24 protein-coding genes are annotated in these 25,700 nt (G+C 75.2%); 17 read left to right on the top strand and 7 right to left on the bottom strand.

What is annotated here, in order from left to right:
* The first annotated feature begins 24 nt into the window (after positions 1-24).
* Genes J4E96_RS06850 through J4E96_RS06865 form a run of 4 tightly spaced genes read left to right on the top strand, consistent with a single transcriptional unit; the run spans position 25 to position 5,637 of the window.
* Positions 25-663, top strand: coding sequence for a signal peptidase II (locus J4E96_RS06850; protein ID WP_227425021.1), 639 nt, complete (start codon positions 25-27; stop codon positions 661-663).
* Complete coding sequence (locus tag J4E96_RS06855; protein ID WP_227425022.1) at positions 656-1,609, top strand: RluA family pseudouridine synthase; 954 nt, start codon at positions 656-658, stop codon at positions 1,607-1,609. Before J4E96_RS06850 ends, J4E96_RS06855 begins: the two co-directional genes overlap by 8 nt.
* A 53-nt stretch (positions 1,610-1,662) precedes the next feature.
* Positions 1,663-5,205, top strand: a complete 3,543-nt coding sequence (gene dnaE, locus J4E96_RS06860; protein ID WP_227425023.1) for a DNA polymerase III subunit alpha — start codon at positions 1,663-1,665, stop codon at positions 5,203-5,205.
* A gap of 33 nt (positions 5,206-5,238) precedes the next feature.
* The gene (locus J4E96_RS06865) at positions 5,239-5,637 is read left to right on the top strand and encodes a pyridoxamine 5'-phosphate oxidase family protein (protein ID WP_227425024.1); all 399 of its coding nucleotides are present in this window, start codon (positions 5,239-5,241) and stop codon (positions 5,635-5,637) included.
* Positions 5,638-5,662: 25 nt separating this feature from the next.
* On the opposite strand, the gene J4E96_RS06870 is transcribed toward J4E96_RS06865, so the two are convergent.
* Complete coding sequence (locus J4E96_RS06870) at positions 5,663-5,896, bottom strand: RNA-binding S4 domain-containing protein (RefSeq protein WP_227425025.1); 234 nt, start codon at positions 5,894-5,896, stop codon at positions 5,663-5,665.
* Between the two features lie 43 nt (positions 5,897-5,939).
* On the opposite strand from J4E96_RS06870, the gene hisD reads away from it, so the two are divergent.
* The 4 genes from hisD to J4E96_RS06890 all read left to right on the top strand — a co-directional run bounded on the left by hisD (position 5,940) and on the right by J4E96_RS06890 (position 12,225).
* Positions 5,940-7,262, top strand: coding sequence for a histidinol dehydrogenase (gene hisD, locus J4E96_RS06875; protein WP_227425026.1), 1,323 nt, complete (start codon positions 5,940-5,942; stop codon positions 7,260-7,262).
* A 160-nt stretch (positions 7,263-7,422) separates the two neighbouring features.
* Positions 7,423-8,445 carry a 3-oxoacyl-ACP synthase III gene (locus tag J4E96_RS06880; protein ID WP_227425027.1) on the top strand — a complete coding sequence of 341 codons (1,023 nt, stop codon included), beginning with the start codon at positions 7,423-7,425 and terminating at the stop codon, positions 8,443-8,445.
* Positions 8,442-11,126 (top strand): alpha/beta fold hydrolase, encoded by a 2,685-nt coding sequence (locus J4E96_RS06885; protein ID WP_227425028.1) that lies wholly within the window; start codon positions 8,442-8,444, stop codon positions 11,124-11,126. The genes J4E96_RS06880 and J4E96_RS06885 overlap by 4 nt, the downstream gene beginning before the upstream one ends.
* A gap of 85 nt (positions 11,127-11,211) precedes the next feature.
* A complete protein-coding gene (locus J4E96_RS06890) occupies positions 11,212-12,225 on the top strand; it encodes an NAD-dependent epimerase/dehydratase family protein (protein ID WP_227425689.1) in 1,014 nt (337 codons plus the stop codon).
* A gap of 27 nt (positions 12,226-12,252) precedes the next feature.
* Here J4E96_RS06890 and J4E96_RS06895 read toward each other — a convergent pair whose 3' ends face one another.
* Together J4E96_RS06895 and J4E96_RS06900 are read right to left on the bottom strand one after the other, a co-directional pair.
* Complete coding sequence (locus tag J4E96_RS06895) at positions 12,253-14,394, bottom strand: RecQ family ATP-dependent DNA helicase (RefSeq protein ID WP_227425029.1); 2,142 nt, start codon at positions 14,392-14,394, stop codon at positions 12,253-12,255.
* A gap of 75 nt (positions 14,395-14,469) precedes the next feature.
* Complete coding sequence (locus tag J4E96_RS06900) at positions 14,470-15,495, bottom strand: zinc-dependent alcohol dehydrogenase (protein ID WP_227425030.1); 1,026 nt, start codon at positions 15,493-15,495, stop codon at positions 14,470-14,472.
* A gap of 238 nt (positions 15,496-15,733) precedes the next feature.
* Here J4E96_RS06900 and J4E96_RS06905 point away from each other — a divergent pair, with 238 nt between their 5' ends.
* The 8 genes from J4E96_RS06905 (at position 15,734) to J4E96_RS06940 (ending at position 22,141) form a co-directional block, all read left to right on the top strand.
* Positions 15,734-16,171 (top strand): hypothetical protein, encoded by a 438-nt coding sequence (locus J4E96_RS06905; protein WP_227425031.1) that lies wholly within the window; start codon positions 15,734-15,736, stop codon positions 16,169-16,171.
* A 71-nt stretch (positions 16,172-16,242) separates the two neighbouring features.
* Positions 16,243-17,733 (top strand): multicopper oxidase family protein, encoded by a 1,491-nt coding sequence (locus J4E96_RS06910; RefSeq protein ID WP_227425032.1) that lies wholly within the window; start codon positions 16,243-16,245, stop codon positions 17,731-17,733.
* A gap of 22 nt (positions 17,734-17,755) precedes the next feature.
* The gene (locus J4E96_RS06915) at positions 17,756-18,850 is read left to right on the top strand and encodes a histidinol-phosphate transaminase (protein ID WP_227425033.1); all 1,095 of its coding nucleotides are present in this window, start codon (positions 17,756-17,758) and stop codon (positions 18,848-18,850) included.
* A complete protein-coding gene (hisB, locus tag J4E96_RS06920) occupies positions 18,847-19,458 on the top strand; it encodes an imidazoleglycerol-phosphate dehydratase HisB (RefSeq protein WP_227425034.1) in 612 nt (203 codons plus the stop codon). Before J4E96_RS06915 ends, hisB begins: the two co-directional genes overlap by 4 nt.
* Positions 19,455-19,922 carry a hypothetical protein gene (locus J4E96_RS06925; protein WP_227425035.1) on the top strand — a complete coding sequence of 156 codons (468 nt, stop codon included), beginning with the start codon at positions 19,455-19,457 and terminating at the stop codon, positions 19,920-19,922. The genes hisB and J4E96_RS06925 overlap by 4 nt, the downstream gene beginning before the upstream one ends.
* 25 nt (positions 19,923-19,947) lie before the next feature.
* Complete coding sequence (gene hisH, locus J4E96_RS06930; protein ID WP_227425036.1) at positions 19,948-20,586, top strand: imidazole glycerol phosphate synthase subunit HisH; 639 nt, start codon at positions 19,948-19,950, stop codon at positions 20,584-20,586.
* 20 nt (positions 20,587-20,606) lie between these two features.
* Positions 20,607-21,347, top strand: coding sequence for a bifunctional 1-(5-phosphoribosyl)-5-((5-phosphoribosylamino)methylideneamino)imidazole-4-carboxamide isomerase/phosphoribosylanthranilate isomerase PriA (gene priA, locus J4E96_RS06935; protein ID WP_227425037.1), 741 nt, complete (start codon positions 20,607-20,609; stop codon positions 21,345-21,347).
* A gap of 14 nt (positions 21,348-21,361) precedes the next feature.
* The gene (locus tag J4E96_RS06940) at positions 21,362-22,141 is read left to right on the top strand and encodes an SseB family protein (RefSeq protein WP_227425038.1); all 780 of its coding nucleotides are present in this window, start codon (positions 21,362-21,364) and stop codon (positions 22,139-22,141) included.
* Here the strand turns inward: J4E96_RS06940 and J4E96_RS06945 are convergent.
* From J4E96_RS06945 to J4E96_RS06955, 3 genes are read right to left on the bottom strand one after another with little or no spacing between them, the layout of a single operon-like run.
* Complete coding sequence (locus J4E96_RS06945) at positions 22,056-22,460, bottom strand: spore germination protein GerW family protein (RefSeq protein ID WP_227425039.1); 405 nt, start codon at positions 22,458-22,460, stop codon at positions 22,056-22,058. The genes J4E96_RS06940 and J4E96_RS06945 overlap by 86 nt on opposite strands.
* 34 nt (positions 22,461-22,494) lie before the next feature.
* Positions 22,495-23,241 (bottom strand): S1C family serine protease, encoded by a 747-nt coding sequence (locus tag J4E96_RS06950; RefSeq protein WP_227425040.1) that lies wholly within the window; start codon positions 23,239-23,241, stop codon positions 22,495-22,497.
* Entirely contained in the window at positions 23,238-23,975 is a 738-nt protein-coding gene (locus tag J4E96_RS06955) for a hypothetical protein (RefSeq protein WP_227425041.1), read from the bottom strand. The genes J4E96_RS06950 and J4E96_RS06955 overlap by 4 nt, the downstream gene beginning before the upstream one ends.
* 99 nt (positions 23,976-24,074) lie before the next feature.
* On the opposite strand from J4E96_RS06955, the gene J4E96_RS06960 reads away from it, so the two are divergent.
* A complete protein-coding gene (locus tag J4E96_RS06960; RefSeq protein WP_227425042.1) occupies positions 24,075-25,280 on the top strand; it encodes an MFS transporter in 1,206 nt (401 codons plus the stop codon).
* Positions 25,281-25,326: 46 nt separating this feature from the next.
* Here the strand turns inward: J4E96_RS06960 and J4E96_RS06965 are convergent, their stop codons facing one another.
* Positions 25,327-25,698, bottom strand: coding sequence for a DUF1844 domain-containing protein (locus J4E96_RS06965; protein ID WP_227425043.1), 372 nt, complete (start codon positions 25,696-25,698; stop codon positions 25,327-25,329).
* Positions 25,699-25,700: the final 2 nt, after the last annotated feature.

Genomic DNA, 25,700 nt, shown 5'->3' on the forward strand with positions numbered 1-25,700 from the left:
CCACCCGTGGGAGACTTCTCGGCGATGTCTACCACCGAGCTGCCCGCAGCGACCCGCCGGCGCCGGCTGCTGACCGCGCTGACCGCCGTCGCGGTCGGCGTGCTCGCGGTCGACCAGGCGACGAAGATCTGGGCCGAGGCGGCGCTGTCGGGCCGCGACCGGATCCCGGTGCTCGGCGACCTGCTCGGGCTCGTGCTGATCCACAACCCCGGCGCCGCGCTCTCGATCGCGACCGGGATGACCTGGGTGCTGACGATCGTGGCGACCGTGGTCGTGGTCGTGGTGCTCCGGGCGTCGCGGCGCATCGGCTCGCGCGGCTGGGCGATCGCACTCGGCCTGCTGCTCGGCGGCGCGGTGGGGAACCTGGCCGACCGGTTCCTGCGCGAGCCGGGGTTCGCGCGCGGGCACGTCGTCGACTTCATCGCCTACGGGAACCTCTTCGTGGGGAACGTCGCCGACATCGCGATCGTCGCCGCGGCCGGGCTCATCGTGGTGCTGTCGCTGCGCGGCATCGGCCTCGACGGCTCCCGCGAGCACGACCCCCGCGCCGACGGCACGCCCGCCGACGGCACGCCCGCCGAAGGCGCGCCTGCCGACCGCACGCCGGACGACCCGGACCCGACTCCCGCTGCACCCGACGAACTGAGGTCTGACCGTGGCTGAGCTGCGCGCACTGCCCGTCCCCGACGGGCTCGCCGGCGAGCGCGTCGACGCCGGGATCGCCCGCCTGCTCGGCCTGTCCCGCACCAAGGCGGCGGAGCTCGCCGCGGCCGGGGGAGTGCGGCTCGACGGCCGGGCGGTGGGCAAGTCCGACCGGCTGGTTCCGGGCGGCTGGCTCGAGGTCGAGCTGCCCGACGCGCGCGGCGCGCAGGCGATCGAGATCGTCGCCGAGCCGGTGCCCGGCATGCGGATCGTGCACGACGACGACGACGTCGTCGTCGTCGACAAGCCCGTCGGGGTCGCGGCGCACCCGTCCCCGGGCTGGACGGGCCCGACGGTGGTGGGCGCGCTGATCGCGGCCGGCTATCGGATCTCGACGTCCGGCGCGGCCGAGCGGCAGGGCATCGTGCACCGGCTCGACGTCGGCACCTCGGGACTCATGGTCGTCGCCAAGAGCGAGCACGCCTACACGGTGCTCAAGCGCGCCTTCAAGGAGCGCACGGTCGAGAAGGTTTACCACGCGCTCGTGCAGGGCCACCCCGAGCCCACGACGGGCACGATCGACGCCCCGATCGGCCGGCACCCGAGCGCGGACTACAAGTTCGCCGTCGTCGCCGAGGGCAAGCCGTCGGTCACGCACTACGAGGTGCTGGAGATGCTGCCGTCGGCCTCGCTCGTCGAGGTGCACCTCGAGACCGGCCGCACCCACCAGATCCGCGTGCACTTCGCCGCGCTGCGGCACCCGTGCGTGGGCGACATCACCTACGGCGCGGACCCGACGCTGGCGGCCAAGACCGGCCTGAAGCGGCAGTGGCTGCACGCCGTGCGGCTCGGCTTCGAGCACCCGGGCACGGGCCAGCCGCTCCTGGTGAGCAGCACCTACCCGCCCGACCTCGAGGCCGCGCTCGAGACGCTCCGCGAGCCGTACCGGCCGCCGTCGCGCAAATAGTCGCTCGCGTCGTGGCGGTTCGCCCCGTCGGTGGGGCGACCTAAGATTTGCCCATGCCGTCCACCTCCAACTCGGACTTCGTGCACCTGCACGTGCACACCGAGTATTCGATGCTCGACGGCGCCGCGCGCCTCGACGACCTGTTCACCGAGGCCACCCGCCGGGGGCAGTCCGCGATGGCGACGACGGACCACGGGTTCGTGTTCGGGGCGTTCGACTTCTGGTCCAAGGCCCAGGCGCACGGCATCAAGCCGATCATCGGCGTCGAGGCCTACCTCACCCCCGGGACGGCGCGCGGGGACCGCACGCGCGTCAAGTGGGGCGACCAGTTCCAGGGCAGCGACGACGTGTCCGGCGGCGGCGCGTACACCCACCTGACGATGTGGGCGAAGGACACCGCCGGCATGCACAACCTGTTCCGGATGGCGTCCCTGGCGTCCCTCGAGGGGCAGTTCTACAAGCCCCGGATGGACCGCGAGCTGTTGCAGACCTACGGCGCGGGCATGATCGCGACGACCGGCTGCCCGTCGAGCGAGGTGCAGACGCGCCTGCGCCTGGGCCAGTTCGACGAGGCCGTCCGCGCCGCGGGCGAGTTCCAGGACATCTTCGGCAAGGAGAACTACTACGTCGAGCTGATGGACCACGGCCTCGACATCGAGCGCCGGGTCGCGAAGGACCTGCTGCGGGTCGCCCAGGCGATCGACGCGCCGCTCGTGGCGACCAACGACCTGCACTACGTGACCAAGGCCGACCACAAGGCGCACGAGGTGCTGCTGTGCGTCCAGTCCGGGTCCACGCTCGCCGACCCGAAGCGGTTCAAGTTCGACGCGCAGGAGTTCTACGTCAAGTCCGGCGAGGAGATGCGCCGGATGTGGGCCGAGCTGCCCGAGGCGTGCGACAACACGCTGCGGATCGCCGAGCAGTGCGAGGTGACGTTCAAGACCGACGTCGACTACATGCCCAACTTCCCGTGCCCCACGGGCGAGAACGAGACCTCCTGGTTCATCAAGGAGGTCGAGACTGGGCTGCACCGGCGCTACGCCGCGGGCATCCCCGCCGACGTGCGCAAGCAGGCGGACTACGAGACGAAGGTCATCACCGACCTCGGCTTCCCGGGGTACTTCCTCGTCGTGGCCGACTTCATCAACTGGGCGAAGGCCCAGGGCATCCGCGTGGGGCCCGGCCGCGGCTCGGCGGCCGGCTCGATGGCCTCCTACGCGATGGGCATCACCGAGCTCGACCCGCTCGAGCACGGTCTGATCTTCGAGCGGTTCCTCAACCCCGAGCGCATCTCGTGGCCCGACGTCGACGTCGACTTCGACGAGCGCCGCCGCGGCGAGGTGATCCGGTACGTCACGGAGAAGTACGGCGAGGAGAAGGTCGCGCAGATCGTCACCTTCGGGACGATCAAGGCCAAGCAGGCGATCAAGGACGCGTCCCGCGTGCTCGGCTTCCCGTTCGCGATGGGGGACAAGCTCACCAAGGCGATGCCGCCGGGCGTCATGGGCAAGGACATCCCGCTCGCCGGGATCTACGACGCGAACCACCCGCGCTACGCCGAGGCCGACGAGTTCCGCCGGGTCGTCCAGGCCGACCCCGACGCGCAGCGGGTCGTCGAGACCGCGCTCGGGCTCGAGGGCCTCAAGCGCCAGTGGGGCGTGCACGCGGCCGGCGTCATCATGTCGAGCGAGCCGCTGATCGAGATCGTCCCGATCATGCGCCGCGAGCAGGACGGCGCGATCATCACCCAGTTCGACCAGCCCACCTCCGAGAAGCTCGGGCTGATCAAGATGGACTTCCTCGGCCTGCGCAACCTCACGATCCTTGACGACGCGCTCGAGAACATCGTCATGAACGGCAAGCCCGCGATCCGGGTCGAGGACCTCCCGCTCGACGACCAGCCCACCTACGACCTGCTCGGGCGGGGCGACACGCTCGGCGTCTTCCAGCTCGACGGCGGCCCGATGCGCGCGCTGCTGCGCCAGCTGCACCCCGACAGCTTCGAGGACATCTCGGCCGTCATCGCGCTGTACCGGCCGGGCCCGATGGGCATGCAGTCGCACACGAACTACGCGCTGCGCAAGAACGGGCTGCAGGAGGTCGTGCCGATCCACCCCGAGCTGGCCGAGCCGCTCGAGGAGGTCGTCGGGCTGACCCACGGGCTGATCGTCTACCAGGAGCAGGTCCAGCGCGCCGCGCAGAAGCTCGCCGGGTACTCGCTCGGCCAGGCCGACCTCCTCCGGCGCGCGATGGGCAAGAAGAAGCAGTCGATCCTCGACAAGGAGTTCGTGCCCTTCGAGGCGGGGATGCTCGAGCGCGGCTACTCGCCCGGGGCCGTCAAGGCGGTCTGGGACGTGCTGGTGCCGTTCGCGGGGTACGCCTTCAACAAGGCGCACTCGGCCGCGTACGGCGTCGTCTCGTACTGGACCGGCTACCTCAAGGCGAACTACCCGGCCGAGTACATGGCCGCGCTGCTGACGTCCGTGCGCGACGACAAGGACAAGTCGGCGCTCTACCTCGGCGAGTGCCGGCACATGGGCAACACCGTGCTGCCGCCCGACGTGAACTCGTCGTCGGCGAACTTCACGGCCGTTGGCACCGACATCCGGTTCGGGCTCACCGCGATCCGCAACGTCGGCGCGAACGTCGTCGACGCGATCGTCGCGACCCGCGAGGCCAAGGGCGCGTTCGAGTCGTTCACCGACTTCCTCGCGAAGGTGCCCGCGGTGGTCTGCAACAAGCGCACCATCGAGTCGCTCATCAAGGCGGGAGCGTTCGACTCGCTCGGCAACACCCGCCGCGCGCTGCTGCTCGTGCACGAGCAGGCCGTCGAGTCCGTCATCGGGGTCAAGCGCAAGGAGGCGGAGGGCCAGTTCGACCTGTTCGCCGACTTCGCGGGCGGCGGCGACGACGACGCCGGGCTCTCGTTCAGCGTCGAGGTCCCCGACCTGCCCGACTGGGACAAGAAGCAGCGGCTCGCGTTCGAGCGCGAGATGCTCGGGCTGTACGTCTCGGACCACCCGCTGCGCGGGCTCGAGCACGTGCTCTCGGCCGCCGCCGACGTGTCGATCGCCGTGCTGCTCGCCGACGAGGCACGCCCGGACGGCTCGACGGTCACGATCGCCGGGCTCATCACGTCCGTGCAGCGCAAGATGTCGAAGCAGGGCAACCCCTGGGCCGCGGTCACGGTCGAGGACATGGAGGGCTCGGTCGAGATCATGTTCTTCGGCGAGACCTACCTCGCCTACTCGACGGCGCTCGCCGAGGACCAGGTCGTGATCATCCGGGGCCGCGTGCGCCGGCGGGACGACTCGATGCAGCTGCAGGCCCTCGAGGTGTCGCTGCCCGACGTCTCCGCGGTCGCCGACTCCCCGCTCACGGTGTCGATGTCGGTCACCCGGTGCACCCCGCCGGTGGTCGAGCGGCTCCGGGAGATCCTCACGAACCACCCGGGCGTGATCGAGGTGCACCTGAAGCTGCTGAGCCCGGGCCGCGCGACCGTGATGCGGCTCGAGGAGAGCCTGCGGGTCGAGCGGTCCTCGGCGCTGTTCGGCGACCTCAAGGCGCTGCTCGGTCCGAGCTGCCTGGGGTCGTAGCGTGCGCGCCCGGAGCGCCTAGACTCTGCGGCCGTGATCACCCTGACACCCGGCCAGCTCGAGTTCGTCACCGAACGGCACCTCGCGACCCTGACGACGGTGCACGCCGACGGCAGGCCGCACGTCGTGCCGGTCGCCTTCACCTGGGACGCGGGCGCGGGGCGGGCCCGCGTGACCACTCGCGGCACGAGCGTCAAGGCCCGCGCCGCCGAGCGTGGCGGCGCGGGGGGCGCCCCGCTGCGGGCCGCGCTGTGCCAGGTGGACGGTCAGCGCTGGCTGACCCTCGAGGGCACCGTGACGATGTCCCGGGACCCCGCGCAGATCGCTGAGGCCGTCGAGCGGTACGCGGACCGGTACCGGCAGCTCGCGTTCCAGCCGGAGCGCGTCGTGCTGCACCTCGCCGTCGATCGCGTCATGGGCACGGTCCGCTGACTGGAACGGTGCGCCAGCCCGGAGGTCAGCCGACGAGCGCGCGCACCGTCCGATCGGGCAGGTCCAGCTCGATCTCGTCGCCGCGGCGGAGCTGGCGCCCGCGGCGGTTCTCCGCCTCGCCGTTCACCGTGACGGAGCCGTCCTCGATGAGCTCGCGCGCGTGCGCGCCGGACTCCGCGAGCCCCGCCAGCTTGAGGAACTGGCCGAGCCGGATGATGTCGCTGCTGATCTGGACGGTCGGAACTGGGGCGTCGGTCATGACTCCATCATCCCGCCTCGGCGAGCCCGGCTAGAATCGCGCCGTGCTTACCCGCCTCGACCTGCGCGGTCGCCAGCTGTCCACCCGCGAGCTCGTGGCCGCGTTGCCCCGGGCCGAGATCGACGTGGACGCCGCGACCCATCTCGTGGCGCCGATCATCGACGCGGTGCGCACCCGCGGGGCCGCGGCCCTGCGCGATTTCGCCGAGACCTTCGACGGCGTCCGTCCCGTGCACCTGCGCGTCCCGGCGCAGGAGCCGGCGCGGGCCCTCGCCGCCCTCGACCCCGCGGTCCGCGCGGCCCTCGAGGAGACGATCCGCCGGGTCCGGGCCGTGCACGCGGCCCAGCTCCCCGCCGGCTTCACCGTCGACGTCGCGCCGGGCGCGACGGTGCGCCAGCGCTGGGTGCCCGTGGGCCGGGTCGGCCTGTACGTCCCCGGCGGCCTGGCCGTCTACCCGTCGTCGGTCGTCATGAACGTCGTCGCGGCGCAGGAGGCAGGCGTCCCGTCGCTCGCTGTCGCGTCGCCGCCGCAGGCGTCGAACGACGGCCTTCCGAACGCGACGGTGCTCGCGGCCTGCGCCCTGCTGGGCGTCGACGAGATCTACGCCGCCGGCGGGGCCCAGGCCATCGCGATGCTCGCGTACGGCGCCGTCGGCTCCGGGCCCGTCGACGGCGACTGGCTCTGCGAGCCGGTCGACGTGATCACCGGCCCGGGCAACGTCTACGTCGCGGCCGCCAAGCGCCTGGTCCGGGGGACCGTCGGCATCGACGCGGAGGCGGGCCCGACCGAGATCGCGGTGCTCGCCGACGGCGGCGCGGACCCGGTGCACGTCGCGGCGGACCTCATCAGCCAGGCCGAGCACGACCCGCTCGCGGCCTCCGTGCTCGTGACCGACTCGGTCGCGCTCGCCGACGCCGTCGACGGGCTGCTCGCCGGGCGCGTCGTGCGCACCAAGCACGCCGTCCGCGTGACGACCGCGCTGACCGGCCGGCAGTCCGCGATCGTGCTGGTCGACGACATGGCGGCCGGTGTGGCCGTCGTGGACGCCTACGGGGCCGAGCACCTGGAGATCCAGGCCGCGGGCGCGGCAGAGCTCGCCGAGCGGGTGCGCAGCGCGGGCGCGATCTTCGTCGGCCCGTACTCGCCCGTCGCCCTCGGCGACTACATGGCCGGCTCCAACCACGTCCTGCCGACCGGTGGCTGCGCGCACTTCGCGAGCGCGCTCGGGGTGCACAGCTTCCTCAAGGCCGTCCAGGTGATCGAGTACGACGCGACCGCGCTGGCGGTCGTCGCCGACCGGATCGTCGCGCTCGCGAACGCCGAGGACCTGCCGGCCCACGGCGAGGCCGTCCGGGCGAGGTTCTGACGCTGGACGCGACGGCGCGCCGCCTGAATGTGAAGATGGGAGGCGCTGACGCCCGTAGGCGCCCGCCCGCCCAGCCTCGCGCCCACTCACGCCGTATCAGCCACGCACCCCGTACCAGCCGAGCTCGCCACAGCCTTTCCCCGAAGAAACAGGTCCGCACGTGAACGGCAACGCCACAACCCGACACACGGGCGCAGCCCTGCTCGCGGTCACGGGCCTCGAGGCGCCCGTCGTCGTGCCGTCGTCCCACTTCGACGAGCGGCTGGCCGCGAGCCTGCGCCGGCTCCGGCTGCCGCGCGGCCTGCTCGAGCGCGTCGCCGGGGTGCGCGAGCGCCGTTGGTGGGACGCGGACACCGCGTTCGACGACGCGGCCATCGCGGCCGGCGCGAAGGCGCTCGCCGAGGCCGGGGTCGACGCGAGCGACGTCGGCCTGGTCATCAACACGTCCGTGACCCGCGCCCACCTCGAGCCGTCGGTCGCGTCCAAGGTGCACGACGGACTCGGGCTGCCGCCGTCGGCGCTGAACTTCGACCTGACGAACGCGTGCCTGGGCTTCGTGAACGGGCTCACCCTGGCCGCGACGCTGATCGACGCCGGCCAGATCCGCTACGCCGTGATCGTGGACGGGGAGGACTCGCAGCCCGCGCAGGAGGCGACCCTCGCCCGGCTCGCCGGGCCGGACGTGACGCGCCAGGGCTTCCTTGACGAGTTCGCGACCCTGACCCTCGGGTCCGGCGCCGCGGCGGCCGTGCTCGGCCCGATCGCCGATCACCCGGGGGGGCACCGCCTCGTCGGCGGGGTCACGCGGGCCGCGACCCAGCACCACGGCCTGTGCGTCGGCGGTGTCGACGGGATGCGGACCGACCCCGCGGGCCTGCTCGCGGGCGGCCTCGAGCTGGTGCAGGCGGCATGGGACGAGGCCCAGCCCGAGTGGAACTGGTCCGGGCTCGCGCGGTACGTCATGCATCAGGTCTCGCGCGTGCACGTCGACGCGATCGCGGAGGCGCTCGGCCTGGATCTCGCGCGCGTGCCGCTCACGTTCCCGACCTACGGGAACGTCGGTCCGGCCTCGCTGCCGATGACGCTCGCGCGCGAGGTCGACAGCCTCGCGACGGGCGACCGGGTGCTGTGCATGGGGGTGGGGTCGGGGCTCAACACCGCCATGCTCGAGATCGCGTGGTGAGCCCCACCGAACCGGCCCTCCTGCCACCGCCCGGCCTGCCCGGGCTCGACCCCGCCTGGTCCCGGCTCGTCGAGGTGCCCCGGCCGGGCGGCGCGGCCGGCGTCGACACCTGGCACGTGCTCGACAACGGGCCGACCCTCGCCGCTGCCCCGGCGGACCGCGCCGGCACGCTGCTGTGCGTGCACGGCAACCCGACGTGGTCGTACCTGTGGCGCGAGCTGGTGGCCGCCGCCGCGGCGGCGCCGCGGCCCTGGCGCGTCGTCGCGGTCGACCAGCTGGGCATGGGGTTCTCCGAGCGCACCGGCCGCACCCACCGGCTCGCCGACCGGATCGGCGACCTCGGGCGGCTCACGGACGCCCTCGACCTCACGGGGCCCGTGGTCACCGTCGGGCACGACTGGGGCGGCGCCGTCTCGATCGGCTGGGCCGCCGCGCACCCCGGGCAGCTCGCCGGCGTCGTGCTGACGAACACCGCCCTGCACCAGGAGCTCGGGGTGGACGCGCCCGCGCCGCTGCGGGTCGCGCTCGCCGGGCCCGTGCTGCGCGCGAGCACCGAGGCCACCCCGGCGTTCCTCGAAGCCGCGATCGCGATCGCGCACCCGCGGCTGCCGCGCGCCGTCGCCGACGCCTACCGGGCGCCCTACCGCTCGCGATCGCGGCGGGCCGGGATCGGTGACTTCGTCGCCGACATCCCGCTCGTCGCCGACCATCCGAGCCGCCCGGCGCTGGAGCAGGTCGCCGCCGCCGCGCGAACGCTCGAGGTCCCGGCGCTCGTGCTGTGGGGTCCGCGCGACCCCGTCTTCGTCGCCCGCTTCCTCGACGACCTGATCGACCGGCTCCCGCGCGCGGACGTGCACCGGTTCGAGGGCGCCGGGCACCTCCTCGCCGAGGACGCCGACGTCGCCGGCGCGGTCCTCGCCTGGCTCGCCGACCGCTTCCCGGCGCCGGCGCCGTCGACCGGCGAGCCGGATCCGGGTGCGGCCGCCGAACCCGCCGCCGAACCCGCCGCCGAACCCGCCGACCTGCCGCCGTCGCGGCCGTTGGGGGCCGCGCTCGACGAGCGCGCGTCCGACGAGACGACCGCGCTGGTCGAGCTCGCCCCGGCGGGCGGGGGCGGCCCGCGCTCGATCTCGTGGGCACTCCTGGCGCGCCAGGTCGACGACCTCGCGCGCGGACTGCTCGTCGCGGGGCTCACGCCCGGGGACCGCGTGTGTCTGCTGGTCCCGCCCGGCGCGGATCTCACGGCGATCCTGTACGCCTGCCTGCGCATCGGCGCGGTCGTCGTGGTGGCCGACGCCGGGCTCGGGCTGCGCGGTCTCTCGCGGGCCGTGCGGGGCGCGCGCCCCGACGTCGTCGTCGGGATCGAACGGGCCCTGGTCGCGGCGCGCGCGCTCGGCTGGTCGGCGCGCCGCTTCGGCGCGGGGCCGCTCACGGCCGCCGCGCGCCGAGTCCTCGGCGTGGAGGCGACGCTCGTGGAGCTCGCCGAGCGGGGCCGCGCCGAGCGCCACGCCGGCGCCGCGCCCCTGCCGCCGCGCCCCGCGCCGGCCGACCCGGCCGCGATCCTGTTCACGTCGGGCTCGACCGGACCGGCCAAGGGCGTCACGTACACCCACGGGCAGCTCGCGGGCATGCGCGACGCCGTCGCCGCGACCTACGGAATCGGGCCCGGGACGGCGCTCGTCGCCGGCTTCGCGCCGTTCGCCCTGCTCGGGCCAGCCCTCGGGGCGACCTGCGCGAGCCCCGACATGGACGTCACCGCGCCGCGGACCCTCACCGCCACGGCGCTCGCCGAGGCGGTCGCGGCGATCGACGCCGACGTCGTCTTCGCCTCCCCGGCGGCGCTCGCCGGCGTCGTGGCCAGTGGGGCCGCGCTCGACGCGAGGGGCCGGCGCGCGCTCGCGGGCGTCCGGCTGTTCCTGTCCGCCGGCGCGCCCGTGCCGCCCGGGCTGCTCGCCGCCGCGGGCGAGCTCATGCCGGCCGCGCAGGCCCACACGCCGTACGGGATGACCGAGGCCCTGCCCGTGACCGACATCTCGCTCGACGAGATCCGCACGGCCGAGGCCGAGTGCGGATCGGAGGGCGTCTGCGTCGGCCGACCCGTCGCGCGGGTGCGGCTCGCGATCAGCGCGCTCGACGCGGCCGGCGCGGCCACGGGCGCGCCCGCGGGGACTGCCTCAGTCACGGGCGAGGTCCTCGTGCAGGGCCCGCACGTCATGGACCACTACGACCGCCTGTGGCTGACGCAGCGGGCGTCGGCTCGCGACGCCGGGTGGCACCGCACGGGCGACGTCGGCCACCTCGACGGCGCGGGCCGGCTGTGGGTCGAGGGGCGGCTCACGCACGCGATCACGACGGCGGGAGGAGTGCGCACGCCCGTCGGCTTCGAGCGCCGTGCCGAGGGCGCGGCCGGGGTCGCCCGCGCGGCGGCCGTCGGGGTGGGGCCCGCCGGGACGCAGCAGGTCGTGCTCGTCGTCGAGACCGACCCGCCGGCCCGCCGGCCCGGGCTGGCGTCGATCGACCTGAGTGCCGGCGTCCGGGCCGCGATCGGTGAGCCCGTCGCCGCGGTGCTCGTCGTGCCCCGACTGCCCACGGACGTGCGGCACAACTCCAAGGTCGACCGCACCCGGATCGCGCGGTGGGCCGCCGCGGTGCTCGCCGGCGGCCGCCTCGGGCGACCATGACGACGCGCTTCCGTGACGACCGGTCGCCGGTGAAGGCCGGCCGCTCGTGACCGCGGAGTCCGCGGCCGAGCAGCCGGTCGCCCCGCTGCGCGTGCTCGTGACGGGCGCGAGCGGGATGCTCGGCCGTGCCGTCGTCGGGCGGCTACTGCGTGATGGCCACGCCGTCCGGACGTTCCAGCGCGGCCCGGCGGGCGTCGCGGGCACCGACGAGCAGCGGGGGTCGGTGACCGACGAGGACGCGGTCGCGCGCGCAACACGCGGCTGCGACGCCGTCGTGCACCTGGCGGCCAAGGTGTCCCTGACCGGGCCCGAGGACGAGTTCCGGCGCGTCAACCTCGGCGGCACCACCGCCCTGCTCGCGGCCGCGGCCGCCGCCGGCGTCGCGCGCTTCGTGCAGGTCTCGTCGCCGTCGGTCGCCCACCTGGGCGCCGCGATCGTCGGCGCGGGCGCGGGGGTCGCCGACCCGGGCCGGGCCCGGGGCGCCTACGCGCGGACCAAGGCCGCCGCGGAGCTCGCCGCGCTCGCCGCACACTCCCCGGAGCTGGCCGTGATCGCGATCCGGCCCCATCTCGTGTGGGGGCCGGGGGACACGCAGCTCGTGGCCCGGGTCGTCGAGCGCGCCCGCGCCGGCCGGCTGCCCCTGCTGGGCGCGGGCGCCGCGCTCATCGACACGACCTACGTGTCCAACGCCGCCGACGCGCTCGCGGCGGCGCTCGTGGCCCCGCGCGCCGCGTACGGCCGCGCGTACGTCGTCACGAACGGGGAGCCGCGCCCGATCCGCGACCTCCTCGCGGGGATCTGCGCCGCGGCGGGCGCGCCGAGCCCGGCGTGGTCGGTCCCCGCCGGCCTCGCGCGCGCCGCCGGAGGCCTCGTCGAGGCCGTCTGGTCTGGTCGGGCCGGGGCCGGGGCCGGGGCACGGGCGGGCGCGGGGGCACAGGTGGGCGCCGGGGAGCCGCCCATGACCCGCTTCCTCGCCGAGCAGCTCTCGACCGCGCACTGGTTCGACCAGCGGGCCACCCGGTCCGCCCTCGGGTGGACGCCCGCCGTCACGCTCGACGAGGGGCTGGCGCTGCTGGCCGCGAGCTACCGCGACCAGTAGCGCGTGCCCGGCACGCCTGCGGCGACCTCAGCCGACCCCGAGGACAAACGGGTAGACCGCGCTCGCGCCCGCGCGGCGCAGCAGGCGCGCGCCGACGGCGAGCGTCCATCCGGAGTCGGTCCGGTCGTCCACGAGCAGGACGGCGCGGCCCGCGAGGCCCTCGGCTGCCTCGGGCGACAGGTCGAGCTCGAGGCGGCGCGCGATGCCGGCCAGGCGCTGCGCCGAGTTGACGTCGTGCCGCCCGGGCCCGAGGCGCGCGGCCGGGCGGACGGTCCCGACGATCGGGATCCCGAGCCGGCGCGCGATGCCCGCCGCGAGGTGCTCGACGAGCTCGGGCCGGGTCTGGGACGCGACGACGACGATCCCCGCGGGGGCCGGGTCCGGCTGCCAGGCGCCGAGCACCTCGAGCACCGGGTTGCGCAGGGGGACCGGTAGCCCGCTGTCGGCGCCCGCGAACAGGTCGCGGAGCAGGCCGCCCCAGCCGATGCCGTCCAGGCGCGCGAGCGCCCGCCCCGTCTCGGCGCGCTCGGCCGGGGCGATCTTGCCCGTGAGCTCCACGCCGAGGCCGGCCATGCCGGCGGGCCACTGCCGCCGCGGCTCGACCTCGACGCCCGGGACGGCGAGCCGTTCCCGGGCCGCCTCGATCTCGCCCGCGTCCGGGGCCGCGCCCGCCGTCGCGCCGCCGCACACGTCGCAGCGCCCGCAGCGCCAGCCGGGCGGGAGATCGGGGTCGTCGAGCGCGCCGCGCAGGAACGCCATCCGGCACTCGTCGCCGCGCACGTAGTCGACCATCGCCTGCTGCTCGGCGCGGCGGGTGGCCGCGACGCGCGCGTACCGGTCCGCGTCGTACGTCCACTCCTGCCCGGTCGAGCGCCAGCCGCCGCGCACCCGCTGGACCGCCCCGTCGACGTCCAGGACCTTGAGCATGAGCTCGAGGCGGTTGCGCCGCAGCGAGACCCGGGTCTCGAGGGCGGCGGTCGAGAGCGTGCCGGCCCCCTCCAGCGCCGCGAGCGTCGCGCGCACCTCGGCCTCGGGCGGGAACGCCATGGACGCGAAGTAGTCCCAGATCGCGCGGTCCTCGCGGCCGGGCAGCAGCACGACCTCGGCGCGCTCGGTCGCGCGGCCCGCGCGGCCGACCTGCTGGTAGTACGCGATCGGGGAGGCGGGCGCGCCGAGGTGGACCACGAACGCGAGGTCGCCCTTGTCGAAGCCCATCCCGAGCGCCGACGTCGCGATCAGCGCCTTGACGCGGTTGGCCAGGAGGTCCTGCTCAGCGACCTCGCGCTCGGCGGTGTCGGTCTGCCCGGTGTACGCGCGCACCTGCAGCCCGGCGGCCCGCAGGTACTCGGCGACCTGCTGCGCCGCCGCGACGGTCAGGCAGTAGACGATGCCCGAGCCGTCGATCTGGGGAAGGTTGTGCGCGAGCCAGGCGAGCTGCGCGGCGGTGCCCGGCAGCTCGCGCACGGCCAGGTGCAGGCTCTCGCGGTCGAGCGAGCCGCGCAGCACGAGCACGTCGGCGTCGGCGCCCTGCTCGGTCACCGCGAGCTGCTCGGCGACGTCGGAGGTCACCCGCGTGTTGGCCGTCGCCGTGGTCGCGAGCACGGGGATGCCGGCGGGCAGCTCGGTGAGCAGGGTGCGGATGCGCCGGTAGTCCGGCCGGAAGTCGTGGCCCCAGTCGGAGATGCAGTGCGCCTCGTCGATGACGACGAGCCCCGCCGTCGCGGCGAGCTGCGGCAGGACCTCGTCGCGGAAGCCCGGGTTGTTCAGCCGCTCGGGCGAGACGAGGAGCACGTCGACCTCGCCCGCCGCGACGCGGGCCTGCACGCCGGCCCAGTCCCCGACGTTGGCCGAGTTGATGGTCTCGGCGCGGATCCCGGCGCGCTGGGCGGCGTCGACCTGGTTGCGCATGAGGGCGAGCAGCGGCGAGATGATCACGGTCGGGCCCGCGCCGGCGGCCCGTAGCAACGCGGTGGCCACGAAGTACACCGCGGACTTGCCCCAGCCGGTGCGCTGCACGACGAGGGCCCGGCGCCGGTCGGCCACGAGCGCCTCGATCGCGGTCCACTGGTCGGTGCGCAGCGTCGCGTCGGGGCGGCCGACGAGCGCGACGAGCGCGGCCTGCGCCTGCCCGTGCAGCGCGGCGCGGTCGAGAACTTCGGGAAGACTCATGGCTCGATGGTAGGCAGGCCCTGGGACAGGCCCGGGCCGCGGTGTGGATGCCGCGGTGTGGATGGAGCGGTGGGATCAGACCGTGAGGTCGAGCACGGCGCTGCCGTCGCTGAGGCCCGAGGCGAGGTCGGCCAGGACGGCGCCGACGCTCGCGAACGGGTGCAGCGTGATGGAGGGGTCGATCGCGCCGTCCGCGAACAGCTCGAGCGCCTCGACGAGGTCGAGCCGGCTGCCCGCCGTCGAGCCGCGCACCGTGAGCCCGCGCCGGACCGTGTCGACGATGTCGAGGGAGAACGCGCCCTGCGGGCGGCCGACGAGCGCGACCGTCCCGCCCCGGCGCAGCATGGCGAGCGAGTCGGCGAACGCCTGCGGGCTCGCGGCCGTCACGACCGCGGCGTGGGCGCCACCGAGCTGCGCCGTCAGCTCGGCCCCGGGGTTCTGCGTGAGCGCGTTCACGGTGACCTCGGCGCCGTGCTTGCGCGCGAGCGCGAGCTTCGCCTCGTCGATGTCGACCGCGGCGACGCGCAGGCCCATCGCGCGGGCGTACTGCACCGCGAGGTGGCCGACCCCGCCGATCCCGGAGATGACGACCCACTGGCCGGGGCGGGCCTCGGTGGCCTTCAGCGCGCGGTAGGCGCTGACGCCGCTGCACAGGATCGGGCAGACGCCGACGCCGTCGACGCCGGCCGGGATCGACGCGGCGTACTGCGGGTCGAGGATCATGAACTCCGCGAAGCTGCCGGCCCGCGAGTAGCCGAAGTTGTGCTGGCCCGGGCACAGGTGCTCGGCCCCGGACAGGCAGTAGGCGCACGTGCCGCACGCGCTCGCGACCCAGGTCCCGCCGAGGCGGTCGCCGATGCGCACGCCCTCGACGTCGGCGCCGATCGCGACGACGGGCCCGTGCCCCTCGTGCCCGGGGATCAGGGGCAGCGGGGCGAGTTCGTCCCACTCCCCGCGCACCGCGTGCACGTCGGTGTGGCACACGCCCGTGTACTCGACCTTGATGAGCACCTCGTGCGGCCCGGGGACCGGGACCGGCACCTGCTCGATCGACAGCGGCTCGCTGAACGACCGCACGACAGCGGCGCGCATGGTCTCCATGGCTGCCTCCTCGCGCGGGTGTCCGCCGATTGGCGCTCGCTTCCTCAAAACTAGGTCGCGTCGCCCGCTGCGGACCGGGACGAAGGGCCCCGCCCCGTTCGGACCCGGACCCGAATGGCCCAGTCGCGCCCACCACATGTCCGCCGGCCCGCCGCGTCGGCGGGTATTCCGTTGCGTGCCCGCGACTCCTAGCGTTGACCCTGTCGAAGGGTTCATCCGCCGGAAGGGAACCGCCGCCATGAAGAGTGCCTACCGCGTCCTTGCCCTACTCATCGCCCTCGGCGTCGCCGTCCAGGCGGCCTCGATCGCCTACGGGTGGTTCCAGGTGATCAGCGACGTCGACGCCGGCGCGGTGTACACCTCCGACACCGAGCTCAACGCGGGCCATGCGCTGCACGGCACCGTCGGCGTGATGGTGATCCCCCTGCTCGCGGTGGCGCTGCTGATCGTCGCGTTCTTCGCGCGGCTGCGCGGCGGCGTGCGCTCGGCCGTGATCATCTTCGTGCTCGTCGTCGTGCAGATCGCGCTCGCGTTTGCCGCGTTCGGCGCCCCGATCGTCGGCGCGCTGCACGGGCTCAACGCCCTCGCGATCCTCGGGACCGCCCTGACGGCCAGCCGGCTCGGGTCGCGGCCGCGGGCCGGCGCCGCCGCGCCGGCCAGTCGCGCCGCGGCGTGACCGACGACGGCGCACCGCCGTCGCCACCGCCGTCGCCACCGGTTTCGTCGCCGCTCGCCCGCCGTCGGCGCGTGGTCGCGGCCGTGGTCGCCACGCTCGTCGTCGTCGCGCCCGTGACCTGGTTCTGGTCGACGAGCCTCGTGCCCTCGACCTACTCGGTGCTGGGCATGGGGTACGTCGACGCGGGCGGGGGACAGGTGACGGGGGCCCACGCCGACCGCGCGGAGGCCGGGTGGGGAGGGCCGCCCGCCCGGCCGGGCGACGTGTCGGTCGCGACGCTGACCGGCCCGGCGGACGCCGAGCCCGACGTGGCGGTCACCCTCGAGGCGGCCGCCGAGCGGATCACGCTGCCCGACGGGACAGTCGTCGAGGGCTACACGATCGGCGGGACGACGCCGGGGCCGCTGATCGAGGCGACGCAGGGCGACCTCGTCGAGGTCACGCTGCGCAACGCCTCGGTCCCGGACGGCGTCACGCTGCACTGGCACGGCGTCGACGTGCCGAACGCGGAGGACGGCGTCGCGGGCGTGACGCAGGAGGCGGTGCCGGTGGGGGGCGAGCACGTCTACCGCTTCGTCGCGCAGGACGCGGGCACGTACTGGTACCACTCGCACCAGGTCTCCCACCGCCAGGTACGGCTCGGCCTGCTGGGCCCGCTCGTCGTGCACCCGCGGGCGACGGCCGCAGGTGCCGACGAGGCGATCGCGCTCCTGCACACCTACGCGGGCACCCGCACGATCAACGGGACCGCCGGCCAGCAGCGGCACGTGGTCGCGCCGGGCACCGCCGCGCGGATCCGGGTGATCAACACCGACAACGCCGCGCTGCGGGTGTGGGTCGCCGGGGCAGGGTTCGCGCTCCTGGCCGTCGACGGCCGGGACCTGACCGGCGCGACGCCCGTGCGCGACGTCGCCGTCGTGATCGGAGCAGGCGGCCGCGCCGACCTCGAGATCACGGCGCCCGCGGACGGCTCCGCCGCGGTCGTTCGCCTGGGCGGGGGGGCGGACCTGGTGGTCGGCCCGGCCGGGTCCCGCGGCCCGTCCGGCGCGGCCGCGCGCGACCCGGGCACGGAGCTCGACCTGCTGGGCTACGGCACTCCCGCCGCCCTCGGCTTCGACCCGCAGGCGGCGGACCGCACCTTCGAGCTCGCCATCGGGCGCCGGTTCGGCTTCGTCGCCGGTCGGCCCGGGCTGCACTGGACGATCAACGGGCACCTGTTCCCCGACCTGCCGATGTTCGTCGTCGCCGAGGGCGACGTCGTCCGGATGACGATCTCCAACAGCAGTGGGCAGGCGCACCCGATGCACCTGCACGGGCACCACGTCGTCGTGCTCAGCCGCGACGGCGTCGCCGCGACCGGCGGCCCCTGGTGGACCGACTCGCTCGAGGTACGGGACGGGGAGGAGTTCGAGGTGGCGTTTGTCGCGGACAACCCAGGGGTCTGGATGGACCACTGCCACAACCTGCCGCACGCCCAGCAGGGCCTCGTCGCGCATCTTGCGTACACCGGGGTCAGCGAGCCGTTCCGGGTGGGCGGCGCGGGCGCGAACCGGCCCGAGTAGATCCGTCCCTAGACTCGGGAGCGTGCCTCTTCCCCTGCGCCGCGAGCTCGCCGGCCTCACCCCGTACGGAGCGCCCCAGCTGGACGTGTCCGTGCGCCTCAACGTCAACGAGAACCCGTACCCCCCGTCCGCGGCGGTCGTCGCGGACATCGCGGCCGACGTCGCCGTCGCCGCGGCCGGCCTGAACCGCTACCCGGACCGCGACTTCCTTGCGCTGCGCGAGGACCTCGCCGCGTACCTGCTCGCCGAGTCCGGCGTCGCGCTCGCCCCGGCGCAGCTCTGGGCCGCGAACGGCTCGAACGAGGTCATGCTGCACCTGCTGCAGGCGTTCGGCGGGCCCGGGCGGACCGCGCTGTCGTTCGCCCCGACCTACTCGATGTACCCCGAGTACGCGCGCGACACCGCGACCACCTGGCTCGCCGGGCGGCGGGAGACGGACTTCACCCTCGATCCCGACGTCGCGCACGCGACGATCGCGGAGGTGTCGCCGTCCGTCGTGCTGCTCGCGAGCCCGAACAACCCGACCGGCACCGCGCTTCCGCTCGCGACGATCGAGGCGGTGCTCGCGGCCGCGGCCGAGGTCACGGGCGGGTGCGTCGTCGTCGTCGACGAGGCGTACGGCGAGTTCCGCCGCGCCGGCGTCCCCTCGGCGCTCGAGCTGCTCGACACGTACCCGCTGCTCGCGGTGAGCCGGACCATGTCGAAGGCCTTCGGGCTCGCGGGCGCCCGGGTCGGCTACCTCGCCGCGGCGCCCGAGCTCATCGACGCGCTCCGGATCGTCCGGCTGCCCTACCACCTGTCCGGCGTCACGCAGGCGGTCGCGCGCGCGGCGCTGCGGCACGCCCCCGAGCTGATGGCCCAGGTCGGGTCGCTGCGCGCCGAGCGGGACGAGTGCGTCGCCTGGCTGCGCGCGCGCGGCCTGACCGTCGCGGACTCGGACGCGAACTTCGCGCTGTTCGGCACGTTCGACGACGCTCGCGCGATCTGGCAGGGTCTGCTCGACCGCGGCGTCCTGATCCGCGAGGTGGGACCCTACGGCTGGCTGCGGGTGTCGATCGGCACCCGCGAGGAGATGGCGGCGTTCCGTGCCGCCCTGGTGGAGGTGGCAGCGCTGTGAGTGGTACGGGTGCGCGCACGGCACGGATCGAACGGACGACGTCGGAGTCGAGCGTCGTGGTCGAGATCGACCTGGACGGCCGCGGCCGCACCGACATCTCGACGTCGGTGCCGTTCTACGATCACATGCTCACCGCGCTGGGCAAGCACTCCCTCATCGACCTCACCGTCCGCGCGACGGGGGACACCCACATCGACGTGCACCACACCGTCGAGGACGTCGCCATCGCCTTCGGCGAGGCGCTGCGGGTCGCGCTCGGCGACAAGGCCGGCATCGCGCGGTTCGGCGACGCGCTCGTGCCGCTCGACGAGGCGCTCGCCCAGGCGGTCGTCGACGTCTCCGGCCGGCCCTACCTCGTGCACACCGGCGAGCCCGCCGGGCAGGAGTACCACCTCATCGGCGGCCACTTCACGGGGTCGCTGACGCGGCACGTGTTCGAGTCCATCGCGCACCACGCGGGGATCTGCCTGCACGTGCGGGTGCTCTCGGGTCGCGATCCGCACCACATCGTCGAGGCGCAGTTCAAGGCGCTCGCGCGCGCGCTGCGCGCGGCGGTCGCTCTGGATCCCCGCATCGAGGGCGTGCCGTCGACGAAGGGCGCGCTGTGAGCGTGCCCGACGACGCCTCCTCGCTCGAGGGCGAGGTGGGCGTCGCGCTCGTGCTGACGCCGGTCGCAAACGCCGAGGCCCTCGCGGCGACGTGCGCGGTCGCGAAGATCCGGATGGACGCCGTGCCGACCCCTGTCGGCGCGCTCGCCGTGCTGCGCGACCGCGACGGCGACGCCCCGGCGGCCGCGGCCGGCGCGATCTCGCGGCTGCTGCGCGGCGTCCCGGTCGTGCTGCTGGAGCGCCGGGACGGGCAGATCTCGGCCGGCCGCTGGATCGACGGCGCGCGCGACGGCGACCTCGCGCCCGGCCTGGTGCTCGGTGACGCGCCCGAGGTGCTCGAGGACGTCATCCTCGGCTCGGCCACTCCCGCCGACCTCGAGGGCGTCGTCTCGAGCGTCGGCATGTCCCGGCTGAAGGCGATGCGCATCCTCGCGGCGGCGGGGCGCGCCCACCGGCGCCCCTAGTGCGCTGCCGGTAAAGTCCCCTGCCGTGGCCACCTCCCCGTCTGTCGTCGTGCTCGACTACGGGTTCGGCAACGTCCGGTCCGCGGTGCGCGCCCTCGAGCGCGTGGGCGCGCGGGTCGAGCTGACCGCCGATCCGGCCCGGGCGGCCGACGCCGACGGGCTCGTCGTGCCCGGCGTCGGCGCATTCGCCGCCGTCATGCGCGGCCTCGACGAGGTCCGGGGCGGCCAGATCATCGGCCGCCGCCTCGCGGGCGGGCGGCCCGTCCTCGGCATCTGCGTCGGCATGCAGGTGCTGTTCGAGGCCGGCGACGAGCACGGCGAGCGCACCCCCGGGCTCGGGGAGTGGCCCGGCCTGGTCGACCGCCTCGAGGCGGCCGTCGTGCCGCACATGGGCTGGGCGACCGTCGAGCCGCCGGCGGGCTCCCTGCTCTTCGCCGGCGTCGAGGCCGAGCGGTTCTACTTCGTGCACTCCTACGCCGCGCGCGCCTTCGCGCCGCTGGGCGACGCGCTGTTCGCCCCGCCGCAGGTGACGTGGGCCGACCACGGCGGGCGCTTCGTCGCCGCCGTCGAGAACGGCCCCCTGACCGCAACGCAGTTCCACCCCGAGAAGTCCGGCGACGCCGGGGCCCAGCTGCTCGCCAACTGGACCCGGTCGCTGCGGTGACTCCCACGAGAGGACGTATCGTGACCGACCGCCTGGAGCTCCTGCCCGCCGTGGACGTCGCGGACGGGCACGCCGTCCGGCTCGTGCAGGGCGAGGCGGGCTCCGCGACGTCGTACGGCGACCCGCTCGCCGCGGCCCTCGACTGGCAGGTTGGCGGGGCGGAGTGGGTGCACCTCGTCGATCTCGATGCGGCGTTCGGCCGGGGCTCGAACGCGCCCGTGCTGGCCGAGGTGGCGCGCGCGCTCTCGGACCACGGGGTCAAGGTCGAGATGTCGGGCGGGATCCGGGACGACGTCTCGCTCGAGCGGGCACTCGCCACGGGCGCCGTCCGGGTCAACCTCGGCACGGCGGCGCTCGAGGATCCCGAGTGGACGGCGCGGGCGATCGCGCGGCACGGCGACGCGATCGCCGTCGGCCTCGACGTGCGGGGCACGACGCTCGCGGCCCGCGGCTGGACGAAGGAGGGCGGCGACCTCTGGGAGGTCCTCGCGCGGCTCGAGGGCGTGGGCTGCGCGCGGTACGTGGTGACCGACGTGACGAAGGACGGCACGCTGCGCGGCCCGAACGTCGACCTGCTGCGGGAGGTTTGCGCGCGCACGGACGCGCCTGTGGTCGCGTCCGGCGGGATCTCGAGCCTCGCGGACCTCGTCGCGCTCCGGGAGCTGGTGCCCGCCGGGCTCGAGGGCGCGATCGTGGGCAAGGCGCTCTACGCCGGCGCGTTCACGCTGCCGCAGGCCCTGGACGTCGCCGGCCGCCCATGAGCGGGGAGCGTGCCGTGAGCGGGGAGCGGGCGGCGGGCGGGCACCGGCGCGAGCTCGCGCCGTCGTCGCCGTTCGCGGACGACGACGGCGCGGCCGACCCGCGCTTGGCCGCCGCCCTGGCGGCCGACACCGGCGGGGCGGCGGATGTCGTCGCGGCCCTCGCGGCGGCCCGCGTCCTCGTGCCCGTGCTGGCCCAGGTGGAGCCGGGAGAGGCGGCCTCGGCCGGCATCGTCGCGCTGCGCGTGCGGGACGGCCGCTCGGCGCTGCCCATCTTCTCGTCCGTCGCGACCATGGCGCGGTGGCGGGCCGACGCGCGCCCCGTGCCGACCGACGTGGCCCGGGCCGCGGCCTCCGCGATCGGGGAGGGGTGGGAGGTCATGGTGCTGGACGCCGGCGGACCCGTGACCTTCGTGATCGGGCGCCCGGCCGTCGTCGCCCTCGCGTGCGGTGAGCGGTGGCTCCCCGCGGTCGCGGACGGCGCCGTCGAGCCGGCCGTCCGCGCCGCGCTGGCGGCGGCGCTCGCGGGCGTCCCGCACGTCGTCCGGGTCGGGGCGGAGCCGGGCCGGCGCGCCGAGGTGGCCGTCCTGCTCGCCGTCAAGCCGCGGCTCGACCGCCCGACGCTCGACGCCGTGATCGCGCGCGCGAACGCCGCGCTCGCGGCCGACGAGACGGTCGCCCGCCGGGTCGACTCGCTCGAGCTTCGGCTCGTCAGCGCCGCCGACGCCGCAGCGCCAGCGCCAGGGCCAGCGACACCACGATCCCCACGGCCTGACCGCCGAGGATCACGCGGTTGAGGTCGAGCGCCGGGCGCCAGTGCACCCCGGAGTCGTCGATCACGTAGGCGCCGATCGGGCGCACCCGGACCGCGAAGCCGCCCCCGCCGCCGGACCCCTCGCTCTCGCCGTGCGGGCCGTGCCCGGGCTCCTCGCGCGCGGCGCCGGCGCCGAGGCTGCCGGTGCCCGAGCCGTTGCCCGTGCCGCCCATGATCTTGGCGACGGGGATGACGAGCGTGCCGCCGCGCTCGTAGGCCTCGCCGAACACCCGGCGAACGGTGAGCACGTCGCTCGCGGCGCGAGTCAGCGCGGCGGGATCGAAGGCGGGGGAGTCGGGCACAGGGACCTCCAGGAGAGCCGGCGCCGGCCGTGGATCAGCCGGCGCACGTGGGCGAGGCGACGAACATGGCCTCGTCCGCAAGCATGCTCCGCAACGTGCTGACGGGCACGATGAATGACATGTCGTCGACGTTTTTCGCGTAGACCACGCCGATCACCCGACCCTCAGCGTCGAGCACGGCCGAGCCCGAGCTGCCCGGCTCGACCGGCGCGTCGGTGACCAGAACCTGGCCCAGGTTCTCGTTCAGCGGATCGGTCGTGCTGCCCATGACCTGCCCGCTCGTGACCGTCAGCTGGCCGCCTTGGGGGTAGCCGACGACGGTCACCGCGTCGCCCGGCTCCGGGTCGGCCTCGGCCAGCTCGGGGAACGCCGGGAGCTCGTCGACCGTGCGGACGATCGCGAGGTCGGCGAGGGACGCCGTGCTCGCGGCGGTCGCGGCGATGTCGCGGCCGTCGTAGGTGCTCAGCTGGAGGTCGGCCGAGTCGGCGACGACGTGCCGGTTGGTGATCAGCGTGGTCGCGTCGATCGCGAAGCCCGAGCCGGTCGACAGCGAGTCGCAGCCGACGTTGCGGATCCGGACCGCCATCCGTCGCGCCTGGTCGAAGCCGTCGGGGGAGAGGTTCCCGGTCTCCGTCGGCTCCGCCCCCGGCACGCTCGAGGGCACGAGGTCGTGGGGCTCGGGCCCCGGCAGCGCCGGGAGCACGCCGCAGCCGGCGAGGATCGGCGCGGCGAGGGCGAGGGCGGCGAGCGCCCGCCCCGCCGTGACGGTCGTCCGGGTCACCGCGCGAGCTCGTCCTGCAGAGTCTGGTTCGCGGTCGTGGCGGAGGCGCACAGGCCGTCGACGTCGGTACCGAACTGGACGAGCTGGGCCGGGTCGTACGCGGTCGGGTTGTTCAGGTAGCCGATGAGGGTGTCCTGACCCTGGACGCAGCGCTCGAGGGCGGACGCCACCGTGCCGGCCGCCTCGCTGATCCGCTGCTGGTAGTCCGCGAGCTGCCGCTGCGTCTCGCGGTCGTCACCGACCTGGGCCTTCTCGTCGGCCAGCTCCGTGATCCGCGCCTGCGCCGTGTCGAGCTGGACCCGAACGGCCTCGAGCTCGGCCGTCGTCCCCTCGAGCTCGGTGCGCGTCGTGGCCAGCTCGGCCCCGATCTGCCGGGCCTGATCCTCGGTCCAGGCCGCCCGCTCCTCGTACCGCAGGGTCGTGGCGAGCAGGTAGCCGGCGAGCGCGAGGGCGAGCACCAGTGCGATGGTGAGCACGACGACCGGCCAGCGTCGACGCCGGGCGGGTCGCTCGGTCGAGCGTTCGGGCGCCTGGGGATCGGTGGCGCCGGGATCTGGGGCGCCATCGTCGGCGGCGCCATCCTCGCGCACCGAGCCGCTCGCGGACGCGGCGAGCGCCGCGGCCGAGGCCGCGTAGACGGGCAGGACGTCAGTGTCCGGTCTGCTCATGCCGGGGCTCCAGGATCGGGGCGCGTCGTGGCCCGGGTCGGCGGCGTACCTCGGATCGGTCGTCACGCTCCTCAGGATAGGTTGCGCCGCGCCCGGCGTGCGTGCACCGGTGCGCAGGCCGGGCGCCGGTGCGGGCATCCGCCGGGCTCTGGGAGGATCTGCGCCATGTCCCTCGCCCCGTACGGGCGCTTGCTCCGCCGCCCGGCCGTGCTGCGCCTCGTGCTCGTCGCGCTCGTCGCGCGCATCCCGCACGCCAGCCTCGGCGTCGTGGTGACCCTGCACGTGGTCGGGCCGCTCGGGCGCGGCTACGGCGCGGCCGGGATCGTCGCGGCCGCGATGACCCTCGGGATGGCGGTCGGCGCGCCGTGGCGCGGCCGGCTGGTGGACCGGTTGGGGCTTCGCCGGGCGCTCGCGCCGTCGGTGGTGGTCGAGGCGGCGGTCTGGATCGCGGCGCCGTTCCTGGGCTTCGAGGCGCTCATCGGCGCCGCCGCGCTCGCGGGCGTCTTCATGGTGCCGATCTTCTCGGTCGTGCGGCAGTCGCTGGCGGTGCTCGTGCCGCGCGAGGAGCAGCGCACGGCGTTCGCGCTCGATTCGGTCTGCACCGAGCTCACGTTCATGCTCGCGCCGGCGCTCGCGGTCCTGGTGGCCACCTCGTGGTCCACGACCGCGGCCCTCGTCGGCGTCGGCGTCGCGACGGTCGGCGCCGGCGTCCTGCTCATGTGGTTCGACCCGCCGACGCGCAGCGTCCAGGTGCTCGAGCGCGGGGGCGGCGCGCCGCCCGAGCCCGTGAGCGCGAGCGTCCGGGCGAGCGAGCGCGTGCTCAGCCCGAGCCTGCTCGTCGTGCTCCTCGCGTCGAGCGCGGCGTCCCTCGTGCTGAACGGGACCGACGTCGCCATCGTGGCCGCCCTGGTCGAGTGGGGGCAGGCGTCCTCGGCCGGCTGGATGATCGCGCTCTGGGCGGGGGGTTCGGTGGTCGGGGGCCTTGTTTACGGCGCCGGGCGGCGGTCGGTGCACCCGCTCGCCCTCGTGCTCGCGCTCGGCCTGCTCACGATCCCCGCGGCGTTTGCGGGCACGCCCATGCTGCTCGCCGTCGCCCTGGTGCTCGCCGGGGTCCCGTGCGCACCCGCCCTGTCGGCGATCACGGCGACGCTCGTGACGATCGTGCCCGAGCACCGGCGCGGCGAGGTGATGGGCTGGAACGGGTCGGCGATGACCGTCGGGGCGGCCCTCGGCGCCCCGCTGTGCGGGCTGCTCATCGACCGTTTCGGGGCGAGTGCCGGCTTCCTCGCCGCGGGGGCGATCGGCGCGGCCGTCGCCGGGACGGGCATGGTCGTGCTGCGTGCGGCGCGCCGACGCGCTCCGCGCACCTGACGTCAGGTCGGTCCCGGCCAGCGCTGCCCAGGGCAGTGCGGCCGGGTCAGTTCACCGGGCCGGTGAACTTCTCGCCCGGACCCTCGCCCGGTGCATCGGGGAACGGCGAGGCCTCCCGGAAGGCGAGCTGAAGCGAGCGCAGCCCGTCGCGCAGCGCGCGGGCGTGCTGGTTGCCCAGATCGGGGGCGGCGGCCGTCACGAGCGCGGCGAGCGCCGTGATGAGCTTGCGGGCCTCGTCCAGGTCGAGGTACTCGCGGCCGGACCCCTCGGGGGTGTCCTCGCTCAGCCCGCACTTGACCGCGGCGGCGCTCATGAGGTGGACGGCGGCGGTCGTGATGACCTCGACCGCCGCGACGTCGGCGATGTCCCGCGTCGCGGCGGTCGAGGTCAGGAGGGATTCGGGGGGCTGCTCAGGCATGC

It is taken from the genome of Pengzhenrongella sicca, assembly GCF_017569225.1.
Classification (GTDB): Bacteria; Actinomycetota; Actinomycetes; order Actinomycetales; family Cellulomonadaceae; genus Pengzhenrongella; species Pengzhenrongella sicca.